This window comes from Ensifer sp. ENS03, assembly GCF_014852035.1.
In the GTDB taxonomy this organism is placed as follows: Bacteria; Pseudomonadota; Alphaproteobacteria; order Rhizobiales; family Rhizobiaceae; genus Ensifer; species Ensifer adhaerens.
In genome coordinates this window covers 215,294-238,105 of sequence record NZ_JACVAV010000010.1, presented here as the reverse complement: position 1 = coordinate 238,105, position 22,812 = coordinate 215,294, and the positions used below count along the sequence as shown (strand labels likewise).

Annotated in this window: 15 protein-coding genes and 2 pseudogenes; 10 read left to right on the top strand and 7 right to left on the bottom strand. The window is 60.6% G+C overall.

Annotated features, from left to right (window positions below; genetic code table 11):
- Nucleotides 1-82: 82 nt before the first annotated feature.
- From IB263_RS28245 to IB263_RS28235, 3 genes are all read right to left on the bottom strand, one after another.
- On the bottom strand, nt 83-1,678 hold the full coding sequence (locus IB263_RS28245; RefSeq protein WP_192439322.1) for an MFS transporter: 1,596 nt from the start codon (nt 1,676-1,678) through the stop codon (nt 83-85).
- A complete protein-coding gene (locus IB263_RS28240; RefSeq protein WP_113188455.1) occupies nt 1,675-2,769 on the bottom strand; it encodes an HlyD family secretion protein in 1,095 nt (364 codons plus the stop codon). The genes IB263_RS28245 and IB263_RS28240 overlap by 4 nt, the downstream gene beginning before the upstream one ends.
- A gap of 114 nt (nt 2,770-2,883) precedes the next feature.
- Entirely contained in the window at nt 2,884-3,636 is a 753-nt protein-coding gene (locus IB263_RS28235) for an SDR family oxidoreductase (RefSeq protein ID WP_060582821.1), read from the bottom strand.
- A 228-nt stretch (nt 3,637-3,864) separates the two neighbouring features.
- Between IB263_RS28235 and IB263_RS28230 the strand changes: the two genes are divergently transcribed.
- From IB263_RS28230 to IB263_RS28190, 9 genes are all read left to right on the top strand, one after another.
- Nucleotides 3,865-5,460, top strand: coding sequence for a winged helix-turn-helix domain-containing tetratricopeptide repeat protein (locus tag IB263_RS28230; RefSeq protein WP_192439321.1), 1,596 nt, complete (start codon nt 3,865-3,867; stop codon nt 5,458-5,460).
- Nucleotides 5,461-6,090: 630 nt separating this feature from the next.
- Complete coding sequence (locus tag IB263_RS28225) at nt 6,091-7,020, top strand: MBL fold metallo-hydrolase (protein WP_113292928.1); 930 nt, start codon at nt 6,091-6,093, stop codon at nt 7,018-7,020.
- Between the two features lie 192 nt (nt 7,021-7,212).
- On the top strand, nt 7,213-7,491 hold the full coding sequence (locus IB263_RS28220) for a GNAT family N-acetyltransferase (RefSeq protein WP_246811100.1): 279 nt from the start codon (nt 7,213-7,215) through the stop codon (nt 7,489-7,491).
- A 39-nt stretch (nt 7,492-7,530) separates the two neighbouring features.
- Nucleotides 7,531-8,793, top strand: a complete 1,263-nt coding sequence (locus IB263_RS28215; protein ID WP_246811099.1) for an adenylate/guanylate cyclase domain-containing protein — start codon at nt 7,531-7,533, stop codon at nt 8,791-8,793.
- Between the two features lie 268 nt (nt 8,794-9,061).
- Nucleotides 9,062-9,913 (top strand): alpha/beta fold hydrolase, encoded by an 852-nt coding sequence (locus IB263_RS28210; protein ID WP_192439319.1) that lies wholly within the window; start codon nt 9,062-9,064, stop codon nt 9,911-9,913.
- A 268-nt stretch (nt 9,914-10,181) separates the two neighbouring features.
- Nucleotides 10,182-10,655: a RidA family protein gene (locus tag IB263_RS28205; RefSeq protein ID WP_034791786.1), complete on the top strand. Its 474-nt coding sequence runs from the start codon at nt 10,182-10,184 to the stop codon at nt 10,653-10,655.
- 140 nt (nt 10,656-10,795) lie between these two features.
- Nucleotides 10,796-11,431 carry a response regulator transcription factor gene (locus tag IB263_RS28200; RefSeq protein WP_127890197.1) on the top strand — a complete coding sequence of 212 codons (636 nt, stop codon included), beginning with the start codon at nt 10,796-10,798 and terminating at the stop codon, nt 11,429-11,431.
- A 448-nt stretch (nt 11,432-11,879) separates the two neighbouring features.
- The gene (locus tag IB263_RS28195; protein ID WP_060521220.1) at nt 11,880-12,461 is read left to right on the top strand and encodes a TetR/AcrR family transcriptional regulator; all 582 of its coding nucleotides are present in this window, start codon (nt 11,880-11,882) and stop codon (nt 12,459-12,461) included.
- 71 nt (nt 12,462-12,532) lie between these two features.
- Nucleotides 12,533-13,264 (top strand): SDR family NAD(P)-dependent oxidoreductase, encoded by a 732-nt coding sequence (locus IB263_RS28190; RefSeq protein WP_060521221.1) that lies wholly within the window; start codon nt 12,533-12,535, stop codon nt 13,262-13,264.
- Nucleotides 13,265-13,454: 190 nt separating this feature from the next.
- On the opposite strand, the gene IB263_RS28185 is transcribed toward IB263_RS28190, so the two are convergent.
- The 4 genes and pseudogenes from IB263_RS28185 to IB263_RS28175 form a co-directional block, all read right to left on the bottom strand.
- A complete protein-coding gene (locus tag IB263_RS28185; RefSeq protein ID WP_192439344.1) occupies nt 13,455-14,093 on the bottom strand; it encodes a response regulator transcription factor in 639 nt (212 codons plus the stop codon).
- 105 nt (nt 14,094-14,198) lie between these two features.
- Nucleotides 14,199-14,555 (bottom strand): annotated as a pseudogene (locus tag IB263_RS34270) (response regulator); the annotation flags it as partial.
- A gap of 45 nt (nt 14,556-14,600) precedes the next feature.
- Nucleotides 14,601-15,233 (bottom strand): annotated as a pseudogene (locus IB263_RS34265) (response regulator transcription factor); the annotation flags it as partial.
- Complete coding sequence (locus tag IB263_RS28175) at nt 15,230-18,235, bottom strand: PAS domain-containing protein (protein ID WP_192439318.1); 3,006 nt, start codon at nt 18,233-18,235, stop codon at nt 15,230-15,232. The gene IB263_RS28175 and the pseudogene IB263_RS34265, both read right to left, overlap by 4 nt.
- A gap of 354 nt (nt 18,236-18,589) precedes the next feature.
- Between IB263_RS28175 and IB263_RS28170 the strand changes: the two genes are divergently transcribed.
- Nucleotides 18,590-22,741: a PAS domain-containing protein gene (locus tag IB263_RS28170; protein ID WP_192439317.1), complete on the top strand. Its 4,152-nt coding sequence runs from the start codon at nt 18,590-18,592 to the stop codon at nt 22,739-22,741.
- Nucleotides 22,742-22,812 lie beyond the last annotated feature (71 nt).

Here is a 22,812-nt window from a genome sequence, read left to right as displayed (position 1 = left end):
TTTTCACAGTTCACGGCCTGGACTCTAGGTTCGAGCGATATCGAGGGTCGAGATATACCTCGGTTTAGGTCGGCCCGTTCGGTCAACGGTCGGCGTGTGTCTGGCGAGCTTTGGCGCGCCGGGCCAACCCGACCTTGATGGCCACGAGCATGGGCGCGGCGACGACGAAGAGCAGTGCCACGGCATTGAACGCCGTGTCGAAGGCGATCACGATGGACTGCCCGGCAACGGTCCGGCCGAGAAGCGCCATCGCGGCCCGGCTGGCGGGAACGGCATCCATGCCCCGTGCCGCGAGCATGGCGGTCGTTGCGGCCAGACGCTCGATGACGGCTTGACCTCCCGCATTGACGCTCGCGCCCAGGACCGCGACATTTGCAGCGACGTTGTGGTCGATAAGCGTCTGAAGCCCGGCAACGCCAACAAGGCCGCCGAGCTGGCGACCGGTGTTGAACAGCCCGATCCCGGAGGCGAGGTTTCGTTTGTCGAGATTGGTAAAGGCAATCAGCGTGATCGACAGGAACAGGAAACCGAGGCCAAGGCCGCGCAAAAGGATTGCGGCCATCATGTCGGCGGCACCGCTTTCACTCGTCGAACCGGACAGCATCCACATGGCCAGCATGATCAGCAGGATACCGAAGGGAACGGTTGCGAATGGAGGAAGCCGACGGACCTGCATGAGGAAGGCAGCCAGGATGAGGGCCCCGACGAAGAGAGCGCCGCTCGGCAGAAGAAGCAGGCCCGCATCGGTCGGCGTGAAGGCCAGAACGGATACGGCGAAGGACGGGATCAGGAACGCGCTGCCAAAAAGTGCCGCGCCGGCGACGAAACTGACGATAAAGGCGAAGGCGAAATCGTCCGATCTGAACAGGGTGAAGTCGAGGAGGCCGGTGCCCTTGCGCAGCACCTGCTGCCCGAGAAACAGGAACATCGAGGCTACGCCAGCCACCGAGAGCCAAAGAATGCGCGGCTCTTCGAACCAGTCCCAGCGGCTTCCCTGGCTGAAGACATAGCTGAAGCAGAAAAGCGCGACCGAAATCAGTGAGAGACCGACCCAGTCAACGGGACGTTGCCTCGTCGTGGCGGGTGCCGGATCTTCGACCATCAAGAGAAGTCCGGCGGCGCCGAGAGACAGAATGACGTTGCAGTAGAAGATCCAGGTCCAGGACTGGCTGTCGAGCAGCCACCCCTGAAGCGCGGGGGCGAGCGTGGCGGGTGCGACCACCGCGCCCATGGCAAACAGCGCCTGAAGGATTGGCTGATGGGCGCTCCGAAAGGCAAAGAAGATGGTGGTCTGCCCCGCAACGAGAAGGACACCGCCGGCAAGCCCCTGAATGACCCGCAGGGCAATCAAGAAATTGAGCGACGTCGTCGCGGACGCCATCCCGGACGCGAGCCCCATGATGAGCGTCGAACCGATGATGAGACTGAGCGGCCGGATGCGGTTGAGCATCGAAGCGGCGACCATGAAGCCGATGAGCTTGAAGGCGGTGTAGCCGACGTCGAGCCAGGCGAATTCGTCGGGCGTCGCATAGATGTCGCCGATGATGTCGCCGCGGCCGAGCGAAAGAACAGTGCTGGCGATCGCCTCCGTCAACGCCGCGAGCACGATGCCGGCGACAAGCAACGTGCCTGGTGCAGACGCCTCGCGATTTATCGTGGCGGGCAGGTGCGTGGTCATGACCCTCTCCCGAGATCCACGTCGACCCTTGCGGACAGTCCGGGCACGAGACGTCCAGTCAAGGGGCTGCGGCCAAATCGGATCTTGACCGGCACCCGCTGGACGACGCGAACGAAGTTGCCGGTTGCATTGTCCGACGGCAGCAGGCTGAAGGCTGAACCGCTCCCGGGCGCAAAGCTGTCAACCGTGCCTTCAAGGACTTGCCCCGGATACCCGTCGATCCGGATCCGCACACGCTGACCCGGCTGGATGTGCTCGAGTTGCGTTTCCTTGAAATTGGCGACAACCCACACGTCGTCGACCGGAACGATGTCGAGCAGGGAAGTGCCGGGGGCGACGAAACGGCCGACACGAACCTGGCGGTTGCCGATGACGCCACCAACCGGGGCACGCACGACCGTGCTCTCGAGGTCGATCTGGGAAAGATCGCGCGCAGCCTCGGCCTGGGCCACGGCTGCGACGGCGGCCTCACGCTGCGCCGCAAGGACGGCAATGCGTTGCTTCTGCGCCTCGATCGTTGCCAAGGCCGCAGATACGCCTGCCTGCGTTTTCGACCGCGCCGCATCACTTTCGTCGACATGCGCCTGGCTGATAGTATTGCTGCGGATCAGTTCGCGCCGGCGCTCATATGCCTTGGCGGCGAGATTCATCTCTGCGACGGCCGACAGCTTCTGGGCTTCGGCCTGGCGAATAAGGGCGTGCTGAAGCTCTGTCTCGGCATCGACATTGACGAGCCGGGCCCTGGCAGCTTCGACATTGGCCGCCGCCTGAGCAAGGCGAGCCCGATAGTCCCTGTCATCGATCCGGAAAAGCACATGTCCCGCCCGAACACTCTGATTGTCCTGAACCTCGACGGCCACGACATAGCCGGCGATCTTCGGCGCCAACGACGTCACGTCCCCACGGACATAGGCGTTGTCCGTCGATACTTCGTCGCCTGGACGGGCCCAGGCCCAGCCGCCGGCAATGGCCACCGCGGCGCTAAGGCATAGGAGCATGCCAATCTTCTTTCGTTTGCTGGATCGCTTTTCGGCAACGCCGGTCGAGGCGCGTCCCGTGGCGGTGGCAATCGTGTGCTCGAGCGTATCCATTGTCTCGGTTCCCGTTGAAATAGGTTGGCTGCGAAGCGGCCGCGCTGCCAGGAGGATGTCAGGGCCGCGCGTCGCTCGGACGCCACCACCTTGCGGATATCGGTCCTTGCGACTTCAAAGCCCGACCTGTTGGCCGACCCAATCGTCGAAGCGGATTGCACCGAGCCGCGGGTTCTTGCCGGGGGTCAGCGACTGGTCATCCAGCAGCGCGCCGAAATAGCGAGCGTGAACGTCGGGAACGACCTTTCGGTCATCCTTTGTTGCCCGCAAAAATTGCCTGACGACCTCATCGAGCGGCATGGCTTCCGGTCCGGCAACTTCGATCGTTCCATTGACCGGTGCTGCGAGCGCAACATCGGCAAGTGCTGCGGCAACGTCGTCGGAAGCAATAGGCTGGAACAGCGCCGGCGAAAGGCGAACCTCGCCGTCTACCGTCGCCGATTGCGCAATGCCGCCGACGAACTCAAAAAACTGCGTGGCCCGCAGGATGGTATAGGGAATACCGGATGCCTTGATGAGACTTTCCTGCGCGATCTTCGCTCGAAAATAGCCGTTGTCGGGCAACCGCTCGCTGCCGACAATCGACAGCGCGATGTGGTGGCGAACGCCGGCTGCAGCTTCCGCTGCCAAAAGATTGCGCCCCGACGTCTCAAAGAATTCGAGAACAGCCTCGTCGTCCCAAACCGGCGCGTTGGCGACATCGACGACGACATCTGCCCGATCCATCGCTGCAGCCAGACCTTCACGCGTAATCGTGTTGACGCCAGTATTTGGTGCGGCAGCGAGCACGTCGTGTCCGCGCTCGCGCAGGCTCTTCACAAGTTTCGATCCGATAAGGCCGGTGCCTCCGATGACGACGATCTTCATGGGTTCACTCTGCTTTTCTCGACCGCACCATTGCTGTCGATCTGCGCTGAGAGTGCCCCTATGCTCCAGGGAAGTCCTTGGGCCTGTCTTGAATTACCCTTGTGGATAGCTTGATTGTCCGTCCAAGCGATTGTGTGATCGTGGCGGGATGTTCTAACGACGCAATGGCGTGTTGGTTATCCGCGGATGGCAATCGCCAGCCGGGGAAGTCGTCCAGGAGACCTCAAGGTGCAATTCAAGTTCGCAGATTATCTGCTCGATCCGGAACGCCGGGAATTGACGCTCAGCGGGCAGGTTGTCGCCGTCGGTCCGCAGGTCTTCGACCTGTTGGTGCATCTCATCGAAAATCGAGAAAGAGTCGTCGGCAAGGATGATCTGCTGCTCGCCGTCTGGGGCGGTCGGATCGTGTCGGAATCGACGATCACCAGCCACATAAACGCGGTTCGCAAGGCGATCGGCGACAACGGCGAAGACCAGCATCTGGTGCGCACCATCCCCCGCAAGGGCTTCCGCTTCGTCGGCGATGTCAACCTTGTCGACGTTGGAAACGAGGCCCCTGCGCGAGGTTTGAGCGTCGCCGATCACAATGATGGAGAGGCACGCGTGCCGGCGCCGGCGCTCCCCTTGCCCGAAAAACCCTCGATAACCGTCTTGCCTTTTCAGAACCTCAGCGGCGATCCGGAGCAGGAGTATTTTACGGACGGGGTGGTGGAGGACATCATCACCGCACTCTCGCGCATTCGGTGGCTGTTCGTCATCGCACGCAATTCGAGCTTCACCTACAAGGACCGGACCGTGGAGGCGGCCGAGGTCGGTCGCGAACTTGGCGTGCGTTACGTACTGGAAGGGAGCGTGCGCAAATCGGGAAACAAGGTCCGCATCACCGGCCAGCTCGTCGACGCCACGACCGGAGCGCATCTCTGGGCCGAGCGCTTCGAAGGCACGTTCGACGACATCTTCGAGCTGCAGGATGGGATAGCCGAAAGCGTTGTCGGCGCGATCGCGCCGCAACTCGAACGGATCGAGATCGAACGCGCCAAGCGCAAGCCGACCGAAAGCCTCGACGCCTACGACTACTATCTTCGCGGCATGGCAAAACTGCACAGCGGCACCCGCGAGGCGCTCGAGGCGGCACTACCTCTCTTTTACAAGTCGATTGCGCTCGACGATGAATTCGCCGCAGCCTATGGCGGCGCCGCCTGGTGCTTCTTCTGGCGCAAGCTCAACGGCTGGATGGTCGACCGCACGGCAGAGATCGCGGAAGGCACACGACTGGCGCGGCTCGCGGTCGAGCTTGGCCGGGACGACGCCGTGGCGCTCACGAGAGGCGGGCATGCGCTCGGCCATCTCGCCGACGATCTCGACGCCGGCATCGCTTTGATCGACAGGGCCCGGCTGCTCAATCCGAATTTCGCGCTCGCGTGGTTTCTGGGTGGCGTGCTGCGCGTCTTTCGGGGAGAGACGGAGAGCGCGATCAAGGATCTGACCCATGCCGTTCGCCTGAGCCCACTCGATCCGGAGATGTTCCGAATGCAGACGGGAACGGCGATCGCGCATTTCTTTTCCGGAAATTACGACGATGCGGTGGTCTGGGCCGAGAAGGCACTTGCGAACCTGCCGAGCCTGCTGGCCGCGGTCGCACTTGCCGCAGCCAGCCATGCGCTTGCCGGTCGTCCCGACGAGGCAAGGCGGTACATGGAGCGCCTGCGGCAACTTGATCCGGCCTTGTGCGTTTCCAATCTGCGCGATTGGCTGCCGATCCATCGGCCAGACGATTTCAAGCGGTTTGCCGACGGCTTGCGGTTTGCAGGCTTGCCGGAGTGACCAGGGCCGCTCGCGGCGCGCAATGGACGAGCGCGCGCCGTGCAATTGTCCAGCGCCTGGACCACCACAGGTTCTGGGGCGTGTGTTCGGCACGGCAACTGTGACGGGTCGCTAGCGTGCACGCATTCGCCGCTCTACGATATTCATCTGGAGTTCGTGGCAGGACGCCTGTCGCCCAAGGAGCAAAAGCAGTCTCCGCTCTTCGGCTTCGCAGATGCCCGCGCGCCGGCAGTATTCCGATACGTCCAACAGTGGCTGCGCACCGGAAAGGGCGATCAATTTAACCTCTTTGGCTGTCATGGAGTGCAATCCGCCTGCGGGTGCGCCAATCATCGCGTTCGCGATGTCTCGGGCCGAGCAACGGCCGCCTGCGCATACCGGACCGAGCCTAGGCAATTGATTGGACCGCTGAAACTATACGCAGGTTTGGGGAGACCCACTCCACCCACCGCTGACCAGGGCAACACGCGCGCATGACGCGCTGCTGAAAGAGCTGGACTCGCTTCACGGCGCCCGGGGACGGGCAGTGGTCCCATACTCAGGTGTAGCTCGACCGCCAAAAGACCGGAATCTAGACTCCGCGATGTAATCCTGACCGACATATTTCAACCGCGACGACAGGAGCACATCATGTCGAATGTTCAAACGAGTTCCCTAAAGATTATTCCGCAGGAAAGAGCCGCACCGGATGAGCTGGTTCCTTCACGCTATGCGGTACGGGTTGGTGACATCGACGTCTTGGTCATTAGCGATGGCATCTTGACCCCGCCGGCCGAGTCGATGGCCACCAACGCCGACCCCAAGGTGCGGGGCGCCTGGCTCGACGACAGGTTTCTTTCAAAGGTTGCCTTCGATTGGGCGCTGAACGCCGTTGTCGTGCGCAGCGGCGACCAGACGATCCTCATCGACAGCGGTCTGGGCGAGGAGTATCCCGATTTCCCGCGGGCAGGACAGTTTGTCCATCGATTGGAGGCCGCCGGCGTTGATCTCGCCGCCGTGACCGACGTGGTGCTGACGCACATGCACTTCGACCATGTCGGCGGGCTCCTCGTCGAAGGCGTCAAGGAACGGATGCGCCCGGATCTTCGCGTCCATGTGTGCGCCGCCGAGACCAAGTTCTGGCAGGCGCCCGACTTCTCGCTTACCGCCATGCCACCGGCGCTCGCGGATCTCGCGCGCAAAGCGTCGCTTGAGTTTCTGAATGCCTATCGCAGCCATCTGCGGACTTTTGACCAGCAGGCGCAAGTGGCGCCGGGAGTGGTGGTCACCCGTACCGGTGGTCACACCCCCGGGCACAGCGTGGTGCGCATTTCGTCCGGCGGCGAGCGGCTGATGTTCGGCGGCGACGCCCTGTTCCCCGTCTCCTTCGACCACCCCGAGTGGCACAACGGCTTCGAACACGACCCCGAAGAAGCGACCCGCGTTCGACTGCGGCTCATGAAAGAACTTGCAGAGACCGGCTCCTGGCTGGTTTCCACGCACATGCCGTTCCCATCGGTCGGTCGTGTAGCGACCGCCGGCGACCTTTACCGCTTCGTTCCGGCCTGGTGGGACTACTGACGGAAGGCTTCCGTCGGGAGCGAACCAGACGACTGCTCTAATTAATAACAACCGGTCGATTGCTGCCCACGGCGCGCCGTGAGGCATCAATCGGCCGTTGACCTGGTTGGATTGCAACGTTGGCACAAGACCACGGTCCAGCCTGAAGGGGCCTGCGGGTCGATGGCTGCAACAGCAGCGAGGAGATTAAACTTGCCGCATCGTGTACTCGATAATCCCCAAAATCGCCGCTTCGAACTCTCCATCGACGCGGATGCGATTGCAGCCGCCTACTATCGCATGGAGGCAGGCGTGCTGGTGCTGATCCACACGGAGGTGCCGTTCGAATACTCTGGAGCAGGATTTGCCACGAAGCTCGCGAACGGCCTCTTTGCCATCTTGCGCGAGCGGCAACAGAAGGTCGCGCCCCGATGCGGGTTCATGGCCAACTATGCCGTTCAGCATCCGGAATACAGCGACCTGATCTGCTGATCGCCAAGCAGATCAGGCCGGACCGCAAACAGAGGCGTATTGGGCAAACATCTCGGGGTTCGCACTCTGCACCGCGCCTGCCCTCCTCAAACGCTCGTATACGTCTCTCGCGGTCACATCAGCGCGTATGTTGTGGCCATGGGATTGGAGCTAAAAACTGAAATGCGCGAGCAGATTTTGCACTGGCTCGCGACCGGGATCCGCGACGAGCCCTTGGCAGAGAAGGTTTTTGCCGAGCTCTGCGGTCGGCTCGTGCGCTGCCGCGTCGCGCTGAGCAGAGCAACGCTTCATCTGCGCGTGCACCATCCGCAATGGCTGGGTACGCGCATGACCTGGGTGCGCGGACAATCGACCGCCAACATCCAGACCATCGCTTATGAAGTCGAGGCAACCGACGCCTTCCTTCGCAGCCCCTTTCAACTGGCGATCGTCAGCGGGCTGCGGGTTCGGCAGAATTTGCAGATCGTCGGTCCACATCGTTTTGCGGTCTACGAAGAACTGAAGCACGCCGGCCACACGGACTACGCCGCGTGGCCTCTCGATCATACGCAGGGCCGCCGCCACCTCCTCACCTTTGCGACGGACCGGCATGGTGGCTTTTGCGCAGAGGAACTGGAACTGTTCGACGCGCTTTTGCCCTGGCTGTCCCTCGTCACCGAAATCCGCGTCAAGAGCCAGCTGGCTCGCACGTTACTGGACACCTATGTCGGCTCGCATGCCTCTGCAGAAGTGTTGCGTGGCGCAACCAGACGAGGGACGGGCGCCACGATCAATGCAGCAATTCTCGTCTGTGATCTGAGGGACTTCACCCGTCTGTCGGACCGATTGCCGCGTGACGAGCTGATCGAAATCTTGAACGGCTTCTTCGACGCTGTCGGAGAGCCGATCGAACAGCATGGCGGAGAAATCCTGAAGTTCATCGGAGACGGTCTGCTCGCCGTTTTTCCCATGGACCGGCCGCAGGCCTGCATGCACCTCATCGCGGCGGTCCAGGAGGGGTATCAGGCGGCATCCCGGCTTTGGCCGCAGGACGACCGAATGCGCTTCGGCATGGGCGTCCACCTCGGCAAGGTCAATTATGGCAACATCGGTTCAAGACACCGTCTCGACTTCACCGTGATCGGGTCAGCCGTCAACAGGGCCTTCAAGCTCGAGGCGCTGACCAAACGCCTGCGCCGTCCCGTCCTTCTTTCGGGAGAATTCGTGGACGCGGCAGCCTGCCACGAGCAGACCGAACACCTCGGGCGACACGTGCTCGAGGGCATAGCAACTGCCGTTGAGGTCCATGCCCTGCGACTTTAAAGTCCCGAGACATCGCATTGACGTTCAGGCCCTTGAACGGCCGCGAATGGTCGCCGAAACCAAGGTATACCTTTCCCGCCATACGCCAGCTGCTAGCGTCTTCACGTCGCATGCCGGCCGTTACTCCCGGAGAAACAGGGTCCCGCAGGGCGTCGAAACGGTCCTCCGTTAACGACGGCGCCCACCGCAGGACCGCGCTTCGAGAGCTGAGCATCGCGGCCCGAAACCACCATTTGATGCGGCACGACCAGCACAGAAAGGAATGGCCATGACAGCCGAGCAACCCGGTCACGGATACGTAACGACAGAAGACTCGACCAGGATTTTTTACAAGGATTGGGGTCCGCGCGACGCGCAGCCGATCGTGTTTCATCACGGCTGGCCATTGAGCGGAGATGACTGGGACAACCAGATGCTCTTCTTCCTCGCAAAAGGCTATCGCGTCATTGCCCATGACCGTCGTGGCCACGGGCGATCGGAGCAGGTGAGCGGTGGCCATGACATGGATCACTACGCCTCCGACGTGGCCTCTCTCGTGCGGCAATTGGATCTGCGCAACGCGATCCATATCGGGCATTCGACGGGCGGAGGCGAAGCGACCCGGTACGTCGCCCGTCACGGCAAGGGGCGTGTGGCCAAGCTCGTCCTGATCGGCGCCGTGCCACCGCTTATGCTGAAGACGCCGAACAATCCCGAGGGGCTTCCGATCGAGGCGCTCGACGGCTATCGCGAGGCCCTTGCGGCCAACAGGGCGCAGCTCTATCACGACATCGCAAACGGCCCTTTTTACGGCTTCAACCGGCCAGGCGCCAAGCCGTCCGCAGCGGTCAGCCACAATTGGTGGCGACAGGGGATGATGGGAGCCGCCAACGCCCATTACCTTGGCGTCAAGGCCTTCTCGGAGACCGACTTTACCGAAGACCTGAAGATGATCGATGTGCCGGCGCTGGTGCTGCATGGCGATGACGACCAGGTTGTTCCGCTCGCGATTTCCGCCCCCCGTTCAGCTCAGCTCCTGAAGAACTCCACCCTCAAGATTTACAAGGGCTTCCCTCACGGCATGGCGACCACACACGCGGACGTCATCAACCAGGACATCCTCAGCTTCATCACCAAGTAGCGTGTCAAAGGGCGCCTCAGGCGCCCTTTTTCCACTAGACGGTGGGGGTTCGTCACACTCAGAAGTGCCCGCAAATCCGCCGCCGGCCGCCGGGAGCATTTTTCCGGCGAACTGCTCCTCGATGCCAAGTGCATTTGGATAGCCAAACTTCAGTTTACTTTCGGCAAGGCCGGCCCAGCCGTATTGGTAGAGCGACGTCATGAGAGGTCTAACCGACCGGACTTTGAAACGAAAATGAGCGGTTGAGGCCACCGCCCGCCCGGAAGGAATGGAGGATTTCATGTGTTCCCCGATCAAACGGACCGCAAACTTCGGTGTGCCATGGGAAAAAGCCTACGGCTATTCCCAGGCCGTGCAGGTTAAAGGCATCATCTATGTCTCCGGACAGCTAAGCCACGACAGGGCCGGCAACCTCGTGGCCCCGGCAAGGCTGGACCCTGCCGGAAGACCAGTCGATTTTTCGAGCATGGAAGAGCAGATGCGGCAGACCTACGCCAATGCCGTCACTGTCCTTGCCGAATTCGGCGCTTCACTCGACGACGTGGTCGAAGAGACACTCTACGTACTCGATGTGGACGCCGCGTTTGCGGCCGCTGGCAGGGTCCGCAAGGAAATGTATGGAGCGGAGATTCCGGAGTGTGCGAGCAACCTGATTGGTGTTTCCCGCCTGGCATTTCCCGAACAGCTGATCGAGGTCACCTTTCGGGCGATCGCACCGTGTGTTTCGCTTTGTAGCGTCTGACTGCAAACCATCGAGTGCTGACGGAACATACGGAACGGTCTTCGAACCCACGGGAGGGCAAACCTTCGTTTTATAGCCAGCAAAACCACGGCGGATAAAATGGGCGGATGTTGGTTCTTGACGATCAAGGGAGCTAAGCGATGCCCGAACGTTCAAACCCCATCGAAACCGCCACCGACGTCAACGTGGTCCACATCATCGACGACGATGAGAGAATTCGCTCGGCGCTGCTTGAACTCTTTGGTTCTTCCGGAATACCGGCCGAAGCGTTCGTCGACACTGCGGATTTCGACGAAAGGGGCGATCCAGAGGCCGTAGGGTGCCTGTTGCTCGATGTGAAACTGCCAGGCATGAGCGGTATCGAGTATCAAAGGAAACTGTCGGATGCAGGCTTCGAACTTCCAATCGTTTTCATGACCGGCGATGGAGACGTCCCGACGAGCGTCACCGCCATGAAGGCGGGAGCCGTCGATTTCCTGTTGAAACCCTTCGTGGTGGACGACCTACTTTGTGCGGTCGCCGCAGCCATGGAGGAAGGAAAAAAGCAGCGGGATATGGCTCTAAGGAGAAAGCATGCCCGCCAGTGCGCGGCCAGTCTCACCCCACGTGAGAGGCAGGTCATGAAGCTCGTCACCGAAGGTCTCATGAACAAACAGGCGGCATACGAACTGGGAATCAGCGAAATCATGGTCAAGCTTCATCGCGCAAGCGCTATGAAGAAGATGCAGGCCCGGACCTTCAGCGACCTCGTAAGGAAATCGGAACTTCTGCAGTGAGGTCTCGGCGGGAGCTAAAAGACGGAAATGATCGACCACGCCTCTTTTCCGGCCGCCCTGGTTAGGATGCATGCATCGCCTGTCCTGAACGACAACCGGCTCCGCGCCGCGAACGGCCCGCTAAACGAATGTATAGTGATGCGGATGCGTGAAAGACCGTAAGCTTTCATCATCATCCTTCGCCGGCACCTTCTTTAGGAGGTGATGATCTAAGTGTCGCAGCCCCCTCCCCGCGGCACGACTGCCAAAGGCCGGCACACCTAGGGGCCGTTTGCCCATGGGCAGGCGGCCTCCCTTTCCCTGGCAAGGGTCGTCACCTGCGGAATTATGTAGCAAATACCACCAACCGAAAACGATGAGGCGTTGTCAGCTTTGCGCCAGGAGCGGTCATCCGGCTTTTAGACAAGGTTATTGACAGATCAGTCAATAACAGCTACTACCCTTTCCCATGGCAAGACCAAGAGAGTTTGACCGCGACACGGCTTTAGACAAGGCCTTACGGCTGTTCTGGGCGAAGGGATTTGCAGCGACGTCAACCGACGATTTGCGCGAGGCGATGGGCATCGGCAGGCAAAGTCTATACGGCGCATTCGGCGACAAGCGTACCCTATATATCGAGGCGCTCGACACATATCAGCGGCGAACCAACTCGGGCCACCTCAAGAGGCTCGGCGAGCCGACCTCGCCACTGAAAGGCATCGAGGACCTGCTCACTGGCCTGGTGTCTGATGACGATTGCGAGCGCGCCCTTGGTTGTATGGGCGTCGGTTCCGTTGGCGAGTTCGGCATTACGGATGAAGAACTGAATTTGCGCCGAGAGAAGGCGAGCGCCCTGCTTGGTCGACGTATCGTCGAACGGATCGAGGAAGGCCAACGGTTGGGAGAGGTCGATCCCGGGCTTGACCCGGTAGAGGCGTCGGCATTCGTTCAGATGGTGATGGCGGGACTTCAAGTGGCAGCACGCAGCGGTGCTGCGGCTTCAGACCTCAAGTCGATGGGGCGCTTCGCGATCCACAGACTGAAACCGTGAGTTTGCCTCTTCAAACGAAGAGGCTTTCTTTTGCCCAATAATGGACTAATCAGTCAATAAAGGAGAATGGCATGACGATCAATCAGCGTAAAACCGCACTCGTCTTCGGTGGTTCACGTGGTATCGGCGGGGCAGCCGTCGAACAACTGGTGAAGGACGGCTTCGACACGGCCTTCACCTACGTGTCGCGTCCGGACAGTGCCAATGCACTGGTCGCGAACATTGGGTCCATCGGCGGCCGAGCTATCGCCATCCAAGCCGACAGCGGTGACCCCGAGGCTATTCGCGCGGCCGTGGCAAAGACTGTGGACCTCCTTGGACCAATTGATGCTGTGGTGGTCAATGCAGGCATATTGCGTATCAACACCGTCGATTCTGTAAGCCTGGAAGAACTAGACATGATGCTCAACATCAACGTTCGGGGTGTCTATCTGTCGATACAGGCCGCCGTGCCGTATCTTAAGGATGGCGGCCGCGTCATCACGATTGGCTCCAATGTGGCCATCAGCACTGGCTCGCCCGGAGCGAGTGTCTACCAGCTCACCAAGGCCGCCGTCGCGGCCATGGTCAAAGGCCTTGCGCTCGATCTTGCGCCTCGGCGAATCACGGTTAACAACATCCAGCCAGGCCCAACAGAAACCGACATGAATGCCGGCGCTATCGAAATGCTGTCGGCCCGGAGCCCGTTGAAGCGCGTCGCCGCTCCAGAAGAGATAGCAGGCGTGGTGTCATATCTCGCTAGCCCAGCTTCATCCTACATGACTGGATCAAGCCTGACGATCGACGGTGGAATGACGCTCTAGGTCGGCGCGAACGCATCCATGTGCGGGACCCCGACACTGTTGGCCGCGGTTCCGCACGTTGAACTCCTGTGTTCGTGGAATGCAAGCTCCAGTCTCGAGCGATTGTCGCCGGATGTCCGCTTCGGGCCTAAAAGCGGCCATTGGTGACAGTTGCTACATAACTCCGGATTCCTGCAGGCCTGTGAGTTGCTCAATTCCGTCGTAGCTGTTCAGTCTTTCGCACGAGATCTGCCAGCGAACGGCTCTGCATCTTGCGCATGAGGCTCATTCGATGGAGCTTCACGGTCATTTCGCTGATGCCGAGCTGGTAGGCGACCTGCTTGTTCATCAGGCCACTCACGACTGCAAACATCACTTCCTGCTCGCGAGGAGAAAGAGTATCTGCCAGCGCCCGGATCCGGTCGCGTTCCGCCTCGACCTTGCGGCGCTCGGCGTCGAGCCTAATGGCACGATCCACCGCCTCGAGCAGATCGTGATCGGCGAACGGCTTGGTGATGAAGTCCATGGCGCCAGCCTTCATCGCCTTTACGCTGGTCGGGACATCTGCATGCCCCGTCAGAAAGATCACCGGCAGGCGACTACCAGCAAGAGAAAGATGCTCCTGGAGGTCCAGACCCGTGCCCCCTGGCATGTTGAAATCAAGAACAAGGCAACCGGGCGCCCGGATGTCTGCCGTCTCCAAAAACTCAGGCCCGTTCGAGAACGCAGTCACCCGCTTTTGGGTCACCATGAACAAATCGAGCAGCGCTTCCCTCATGGCCTCGTCGTCGTCGACGACGTAGACGATCGGTTCCGCAGGCTCTTCCGTCTTGGTTTGAGCGTGTTGCATCAGATTGGCCTCTGTTTCGTCCCGCATGCATCGTCGACGATCACGACGGGCGGGCGTTCGCTTTGACAATGTGCCTGCGAAACGACCGTCGGCTCTAGCGGCATCTCAAGTTTCATCGTTTCCCTCCATGTGCCGGTCACCCAATGCGGCGGCCAGCGTCGCTAGCAGAACCTGCGCGTCGAAGGGTTTTCTGAAGCAGCTCGTCCGGTCGCGCGCACTCAACTGATCGGCGATCTCGTGCCGGCCAGTCATCAGGAAAACAGGAAGGCCCGGCTCTTTCGTCTTGACCAGGTCCCTCAGTTCGAACCCGTCCATTCCCGGCATCCCTATATCCGTAATGAGCGCATCCAGACCCGGGAGCCCAGCGGAAAGCAGCGATCGGCCAGACGAGAAGCTGCGAGCCGAGTAACCGGCCGACTCCAACAGATCCTCCAGGGACTCCAGCAATCTCGGATCGTCGTCAACGATCGCGACGACCTGCCGATGCGGCAAAGCCATCGACTTCACGCCTGTCTTGCGGGCATGGGTAACGGGTATCTTCAAACGTTCGGCGATGCGCACGAGGTCGGCAAAGGAGTCTGCCTTCATCTTCTGCATCACATTTCGCCGGTGGATCTGCAGGGTCACCTCGCTGATGCCAAGTTCTGCGGCCGCCTGCTTGTTGAGCAGCCCGCTTATGACCAGCGGCAGCACCTCCCGCTCGCGCGGTGTCAGGTCAAGGTAGCGTCGCCTCAGCTTTCCGAACTCTGCGCGCTCGGCCCGTCTTTTCTCATCCTCGGCTATGGCCGCATGAATGGCGGCCATCAAATCCGCGTCGGTAAACGGTTTGGTCAAGAAATCGACCGCGCCATCCTTTATGGCCCGCACCGACGAACGGATGTCTCCGTGACCGGTTATGAATACGATCGGCGGATGCTCCCCTTTGGCTATTTCGCTTTGAAGGTCGAGACCGTTGATGTCCGGCAATTCGATATCCAGAAGCAGGCAGGCAGGCGCATCCGGTTTTTCCGAATTGACATAGTCTCCGGCCGAACCGAAGGCGATCGCCTGGATACCGTGTGAGGCCAAGAGCTCGCACAGGGCCTCGCGGATCCGATTGTCGTCATCGACGATGAAAACTGTGTATTCCTCGTTCGTCATGCCGCTGCTTCCACTTCGATCGGCAAGGTAAACGTGAAGGTTGCGCCATTTGTTTCATTGTTTTGCACCCACAGCCGCCCCCCGTGCGACTCGACGATCGAACGACAAATTGCCAGGCCCATCCCCATTCCGTTCACTTTCGTCGTAAAGAAGGATTCGAATATTCGTTCCGGAAACTCGACCCCCGTGCCAATGTCGCTGACCTCCGTCGCGACGAAATCCCCCACGCGACGGACCTGGACACGAACGACGCGGTCGCGGGCCACAGCGTCCATCGCATCCATGCCGTTGCGAATGAGGTTCACCAGAACCTGTTGAATATGCACCTGATCCACCGCAACATAGGGAAGGGTTTTCTCGATATCGACGTCGACCCGAACGCGACGGCGCATGGCCTCCTCCGCGATGAGATGAACGGCTTCGGCGATTGCGCTCACGAGATCGCTATCGCTCTGAGGCTCGACACGCTGCTTGAACAGGGCGCGGATGCGGCTGACGACTTCCGCGGCGGAGTTGGCATCACGGATAATGCGTTCGGCAGTTATCTTTGCCCGCTCGAGATTGGGTGGTTCAGCCAGCAACCAACGGTGACAGGCATTGGAATTGGCCACGATCGCTGCCAATGGTTGGTTCACCTCGTGGGCGATTGACGCCGAAAGCTCGGCCAGGCTCGCCGATTGACTGGCTCTGGAAAGTCTCTCTTGCGCAAGTCGCAATTCGTCCTCAGCCTGAACCTCGCCATCAATATCAAGGCAAATTACGTTCCATTGGACGATCGCACCCTCCAGATTGCGCATGGCAGCCGCTCTGGTCTCGACCCACCGATAAACGCCGTCAAACCTCCGTAGGCGATGCTTGCGCGCATAGGGTTCGCCCGTGGCCAAGGAATGCGCATACCTCTCCTTGACGCCTGCGACATCGTCGGGATGCACCCCGGCATCTAGCGTTGCGTCCAGCCGGGACTTCGCCGTTCCGTCCAGGTCCTCAAGATTATACCCGAGAAACTCCCGCAACTGTTGGCTGCGATAGACCGGCTCGCCGTTTGGTGCGGCGCAGTCGATCATCGCCGGCAACGTCTCAACCAGTTGCCACAGTGACCGCTCCCGTTCACGCAGCGCATCTTCGACGCGCAATTGGTCGTCGATATCATGTGACAGCCCGTACCATTGCACGATCTGCCCGCTATCGTCGCGCAAGGGTTCTGCATTGCTTTCAACCCAGCGATAGACGCCATCCGACCGGCGCAGGCGAAACCGTTTTGAGAAGTTCTCGCCGGTCGCGACAGACCGGCCCAGTGCCTCCTCGAGGCCTGAAGCATCGTCCGGGTGCACGGACGCTCTGAAGGCGGACGCCAGACGGCCCGGGTCTGGCTGTTCGGAATTGGCAGCGTCGAGACCGAGAAAGCACATCAGCCGCTTGTTGAAAAACGTTGGCTCGCCCTGACGGTTCAGGCGCCAAAGCAGGCTGGGAACGATGTCGACGAGCTGTAAGAGTTCCCTTTCTCGGTCGCGCAACGCGTTCTGCGCACGCATCTCGTCATCGATGTCGATCGAGATCGCATACCAGTTTACGATCGCCCCTTCCTGGTTGATCAGCGGCACCGCGCGTCCTTCGACCCAACGATAGACGCCGTCCGAGCGGCGCAAACGATACTTCATTCCGTAGGATTCGCCTGTCGCCACGGAATGGCGGACCGCTTCCAGGAGACGCGCGGAGTCGTCCGGATGCACGAGCATTTCCATCGCCGTCGCCAGCCGGCTGCCAGCCGCTGTTTCCAACTGTGCAAGATCTTTCCACCCATAAAAATCAAGCAGGCGCTTGTTGAAAAAGGTCGGTTCGCCGTTGGGCCCCAGTCGGCGGATGTGAACTGGGACCATGTCAACAAGTTGCGAGAGTTCAAGCTCTCGGCCACGCAAAGCTTCAACGGTCTTCTTGTAAACATCGATGTCGAGCGCGATGCCGAACCAACCCAGGATGCGGCCTCGGGCGTCGCGGGCGGCCCGGGCGGCAGTTCTGGCCCAGACATAACTTCCCGATACGCGGCGGAAGCGAAACTCGACATTGAAGTCATCCCCCGTTTCAAGGCAACGATTCCATACCGCTGCGGTCCGCTCATAGTCGTCCGGATGCAGCAATTGCTTCCAGGCCGTGTGACCTTCGTCAACGGAAATGTTCAGTTGCTCAGGCGTGACGCCGAGCGAGTTCTGCGCAAATGGATGCAGGTAAATCCATCGTCCGCGCGCATCGAAGGCCCAGCCGTTGCCGAATATGCTCTCGACAGCTCTCGCAGACCGCAGTGGTTCTGGTTCGCCAGCGCTATCGGATGCCGCAACCATGCGAGGCTCGCGATCCGTCACCAACTCATCGATATCGACGCTGACGCTGTATCCGGGCTCGGCGCGTGTTTCCGTCCACCGATACTTGCCGTCGGGCTGGCGCTTCCTGTGCCTCGTCACCTGCGGAACGCCCGTCCAGAATGCACGCGCGGCTGCATGCGCCGCTGCGGTTCGGTCGTCGGGGTGAATTGCGCTCAATGAGCTTGGCAATTCCTGTACGGCCGCCTCCGCGGTATCGCCAAAACGAGCGGCGGCGGCAGACGTTTCGATGTCGATGATCGCGCCGTACCAGCCAAGGATATCATCCTCACCATCACGCAAGGGCTGAGCAGACGTTCGACTCCAACCGTAAGCGCCGCTTGCGCGCAGAGTTCGGTGTTCGATGTTGAAGTGCTGGCCAGTTTCAAGGCACCAGCGCCAGAGCGCCATAGACCGCTCGTAATCATCCGGATGGATCATTCGCCTCCAGCCCAGCGGACCACCATCCGACTGGTAGCCGAACTCCTCAAGCGTCAAGTCCAGCCGCGACAGTACCGCAGGGCTGACGCAAACGATCTCGCCGGCCGAATTCGCCGCCCAGGCGTTGCCGACCACGCTTTCGATGATCCGCACCGCCTGCATTGCTTTCAGCCCGATTTCGTCAGGTGAATCGAACGCCTTCGTCATTGCCTTCTCCTGCAGGACGAGGAAAGCCACTATCAGCGCTCTGCATAGCAGTTGTTCTCGAGAGTCGGACTGCGCAAACTATCCGCCATCCTATTCTCGCCGCGTCTCGCCTGCATCCTATGGAAATCTATGACAACTGAGCGGTCTATTCTAAGCTGTACTTGAGCATAGGCGAAGAGTAGCATCCGGACTCGCCTGGCAGCACGCCTTCTCATAGACTTCCATAGGCTGCGGTATGGCCGTGATTGCGATAGGGTTAGAGGAATGGTTGGTTCGCCCCGCCAGACTTCGTTTACAGCGCCTTGGTAGACCCCCCACGGTGCCCAGGCTTTCTCTGTCCGATCGGAGCAGCCGATGGAATCAGCTTCTAGAGCAATTAGCGACAGCCATTCAGAAACAGTCGATCATCCGGTGCAAGGGCTCGAGCGAACGTCGCCAGGGCCGGCGGGGAGCGCGTTGCCGTGGGCGCCGACCGAACGACCATCCGTCGAGCGAGCTTCCCACTGGCGGCGGTTCCGATCAAGCCGACCGCAGGTTTTGCATCTCGTTGCGTTTTTCGCCGCCTACGTGCTGGGCTGCGGATTTGCGAATGTCCTTGCTATCGTCCCGGGCATCACCGTCTCGATCTGGCCTCCCGGCGGCGTGTTCATGGCGACACTCATCCTCACGTCTCCTCACAGCTGGCCCTGGTGGATCATCAGCGGCTGCTTTGCCGAGATGTTTGCCCAGCTCGTGTGGTTTCACAGCCCGCTTCCTGCAGGTTTCTTGATCTTCGTCGGCAACGCGCTCTGTGCCTCCGCCGGAGCGATGCTGCTCAGCAGCGCCATTGGCCGTCCCGTGCGGCTGGAAACCCTTCAACAGGTCCTCGCTTTCGTCGTTTTGGGTGCGGGAGTAGCGCCCCTCGCAAGCGCGACCGTCGGGAGTGCAACCCTTGCCTGGTTCGGCGTGAAGTCCCAGACATTCGCATCGGTGTGGCCACTATTCTGGATCGGAGATGCAACGGGCATCCTGCTGGTTGCGCCACTGGTGCTGGTCCTCGTCCGCTCCTGGCGCGGTGAAACCGGCCTGTCCGTGGCACACTGGACGGAGGCCGCCGTTCTCTGTTTCATCTTCCTCGGCGTTGCTGTGCTTTCCTTGAGCGCTCACTTCTTCCCCTCGCCCTACATCATTTTGCCGCTTCTGCTTTGGGCCGCCGCACGTTTCGAATTTCGAGGCGCTGCTGTCGCCTTGACGCTCCTGACACTGATTACGATGGCGCTCACGATATCCGGAGACAGCCAGTTTATCGGTGACGCCGGATCGCAAAGGCAGCAGCAGGTCATGCTGCAGCTCTTCCTCGTGATTTCCGCATTCTCGGCGCTTGTCGTCGCAGCCATTTCCAGGCAACACCAGCTGGCGCTGCTCACCGCCCGGCAAAGTGAACTGCGGCTGCAACGCTTGGCCGACGCCGTTCCGGCTCTCATCTGGAGCGCCACGCCTGACGGAACGCCGAGCTACCTCAACAAGTGGGCCACCGACACGACCGGGTTGGCGTTGACGGATCTGATTGCGGCCAATGGCAAGCGATCCCTGACGGACATTCACCCGGATGACCGCATTGCCACCGACGAAGCGCTGAAACGCGCGTTCGAAGCGGGTACGACCTTTGCAGGAAGGTACCGTCAGCGGCGGGCAAACGGTCCCCATCGATGGGTCGAGAGCCGGGCAACCCCTTTACGTGACGAAGCCGGAACGATTCTGCAGTGGTACGGCGTTTCCGTCGACATCGAAGACGCAGTGAGCGCTCAGGCTGCACTGCGCGAACGGGAGCAGGAGCTGCTGCAGCTTGTCAACATGGTGCCAAGCCACGTCTGGCGCTTGACGCCGGATGGCGAGCCCACCTTCTTCAACAAGCGCATGGTCGACTTTCTCGGCCTGGACATCTGTGACACGGACAAGCCGGGAAAAACCCGGCTGGCAGCCATGGTCGAAGCCTCCGTGCATCCCGCCGAGGCAGGCGCGTTCGTCGATCTGCTTCGCAATTGCCTCGAAACCGGTGAGGCCTTTGCCATGCGATATCGCCTGCGCCGGGCCGACGGCGTCTTTCGCTGGATGTCGAGCCGGGCAGAGCCAATGCGGGATCACTCCGGGAAAATCGTCCAATGGTACGGCATGTGCCATGACATCGATGATCTGACGCACGCCGAGGACGCATTGCGCCGCAGTCAGAGGCAGCTACAACGGATGATCGACGCAGTGCCGGTCCGCATTTGGAGCGCGACGCCATCGACCGGCTCGGTATACTTCAACAAACAGTTCAGGGACCGCTTCCGCTCGGTTGTCGCAAGCTTCGAAGCGCACGGAGAGCAGAGTATCGAAACTCTGCTTCAGAAGCTGATCCATCCCGACGACGCCGCAGCCGTCGGAGACACACTGCAAAGATGTTTCAAGACCGGTAGCAGCGCAACGTTGCGCTTTCGTTGGCTTGAAATTGAAAGCGGATATCGCTGGGTGGAATGCCGAGTCGAACCTCGCCTCAATCAGGAAGGAGAGATCGAGGAGTGGTATGGCGTTTCGCTCGATATCGACGATCAGATGCGCGCTCAAAACGCATTGCACGATCGCGAGCGCGAGTTGTCCCTGCTCGTCGATATGGTACCGGCCTTCATAGCCCGGCAGACCTCCGGCGGTGAACTCAGCTTTCTGAACAAACGGTTGATAGACTTCCTCGGATTCGATGCCATCGACGTGGACAAGCCGGGCATGACCCGCGCGGGCGCGATGATGCGTTCTGTCGTCCATCCGGACGATATCGCATCCGTACGGGAGAACGCCACGCACGGCTTCGCCGCCGGTGAACCCTTCTCCAACAGATATCGCATGCTGCGCGCTGATGGGGCGTACCGCTGGGTCGACGGGCGCTGCGAGCCATTGCGCGATCAAAACGGGACGATCGTGCAGTGGTATGCCGTTGCCATTGATGTCGACGATGAAGTGCGTGTCCAACAACAGCTCTTCGATCGGGAGCGCGAACTCTCGCAACTGGTCGACATGGTACCCAGCCCACTCTGGCGCTTAAACACGGACGGGGAACCGGTCTTCTTCAGCAAGAGCCTGATCGAGTTCCTCGGACATGACGTGAAGGACTATCAGGAATCGGTCAGCGTTCGCGCCGCTGCAATTACAGCCGCGCTTCACCCGGACGACGCAGCGAAGATGGATGCCACGCTGAGAGAGGCCTTCGCCACCGGCGAAAACTTCTCCCTGACCTACCGGCTGCGCCGTTCCGACGGCGTCTATCGCTGGATGTCGGGCCGCGGCGCTCCCTTGCGGGACGCCAACGGTCAGATCCTGCAATGGTTCGGCATTTGTCACGACATCGACGATCAGCTCCGCGTCGAACAGGTCTTGCGCGAGCGTGAGCGTTCGCTTCAACAACTCATTGAAACCTTGCCTGCGATGGTCGAATGCACCGACCCGAACGGCGATCCTGTCTACCGCAGCGAACAGCTTCGCGAGTATCTGGGATACAAGTTGGAAGCGCCCGATGGGTGGGGAGAAGCACGACCGTCGGGCGCGCTTGGTGCTGCCGTCCATCCCGACGATATGCCTCAGGTCCATGAAAACTGCGCCCATGCCCTGGCCACCGGTACGCCCTATGCGCAGAAGCATCGGCTTCGCCGGTCGGACGGAGAGTATCGCTGGGTGGAGACCCGGGCAGCGCCCATGAGGGACGCCGATGGGCTGATCGTCCAGTGGAACGTCATTTGCATCGACATCGACAGCGAAGTTCGAGCCCAGGAGGATTTGCGGGCCGCGCGCGATGGTCTTGCGCGTGCGTCTCAGGCCGCCAGCCTCGCCGAGCTTTCCGCCTCGATCGCCCATGAGGTGAACCAGCCGTTGGCAGCGATCGTGACAAATTCGCATGCGTGTCAACGTTGGCTTTCTGTTGAGCCACCAAACCTTGCGCGAGCGCAAAGGACCGTGGAACGCATTACGCGCGATGCAAACGCCGCCGCAGACGTCGTGAGCCGCATCCGTGCGTTGTTCACGAGGTCGGTAGAACCTGGGATGAGCACAACGGTGGACAGCGTCGTTGCCGAAGTGCGCAGCCTTATGGCCGAGGAGGCTATGCGGCGCCGCGTTCGCATCCAGCTTGACCTCGAAAGCGACCTTCCTCCGGTCGCTATGGATCGCGTGCAACTTCAGCAGATTCTGGTCAACCTGATCCGAAACGGCATAGAAGCGATGACATCCACGGCAGATCGGCGCATTGTCAGCCTGCATGCGACGCGTATCGAAGACGCAATCCGCATCGCCGTGAGCGATTGCGGCACGGGGGTCAAAAACCCCGACAGGATATTCGAACCTTTCTTCACTACGAAAAACGACGGCATGGGCATGGGATTGGCGATCTGCCGTTCGATCGTCGAGTCCCACGGCGGACGCCTGTGGGCACAAAAGAACGAGCTCCAAGGATCGACGTTTGTTTTTACACTGCCGATTGAAGCCAATCTAACGGCGTGACGATTGCCGCATAGGACCACCTGCAAAACGATCTCGGTCGCGTATGGCGCTATGGTTCTTCACCACCGCCA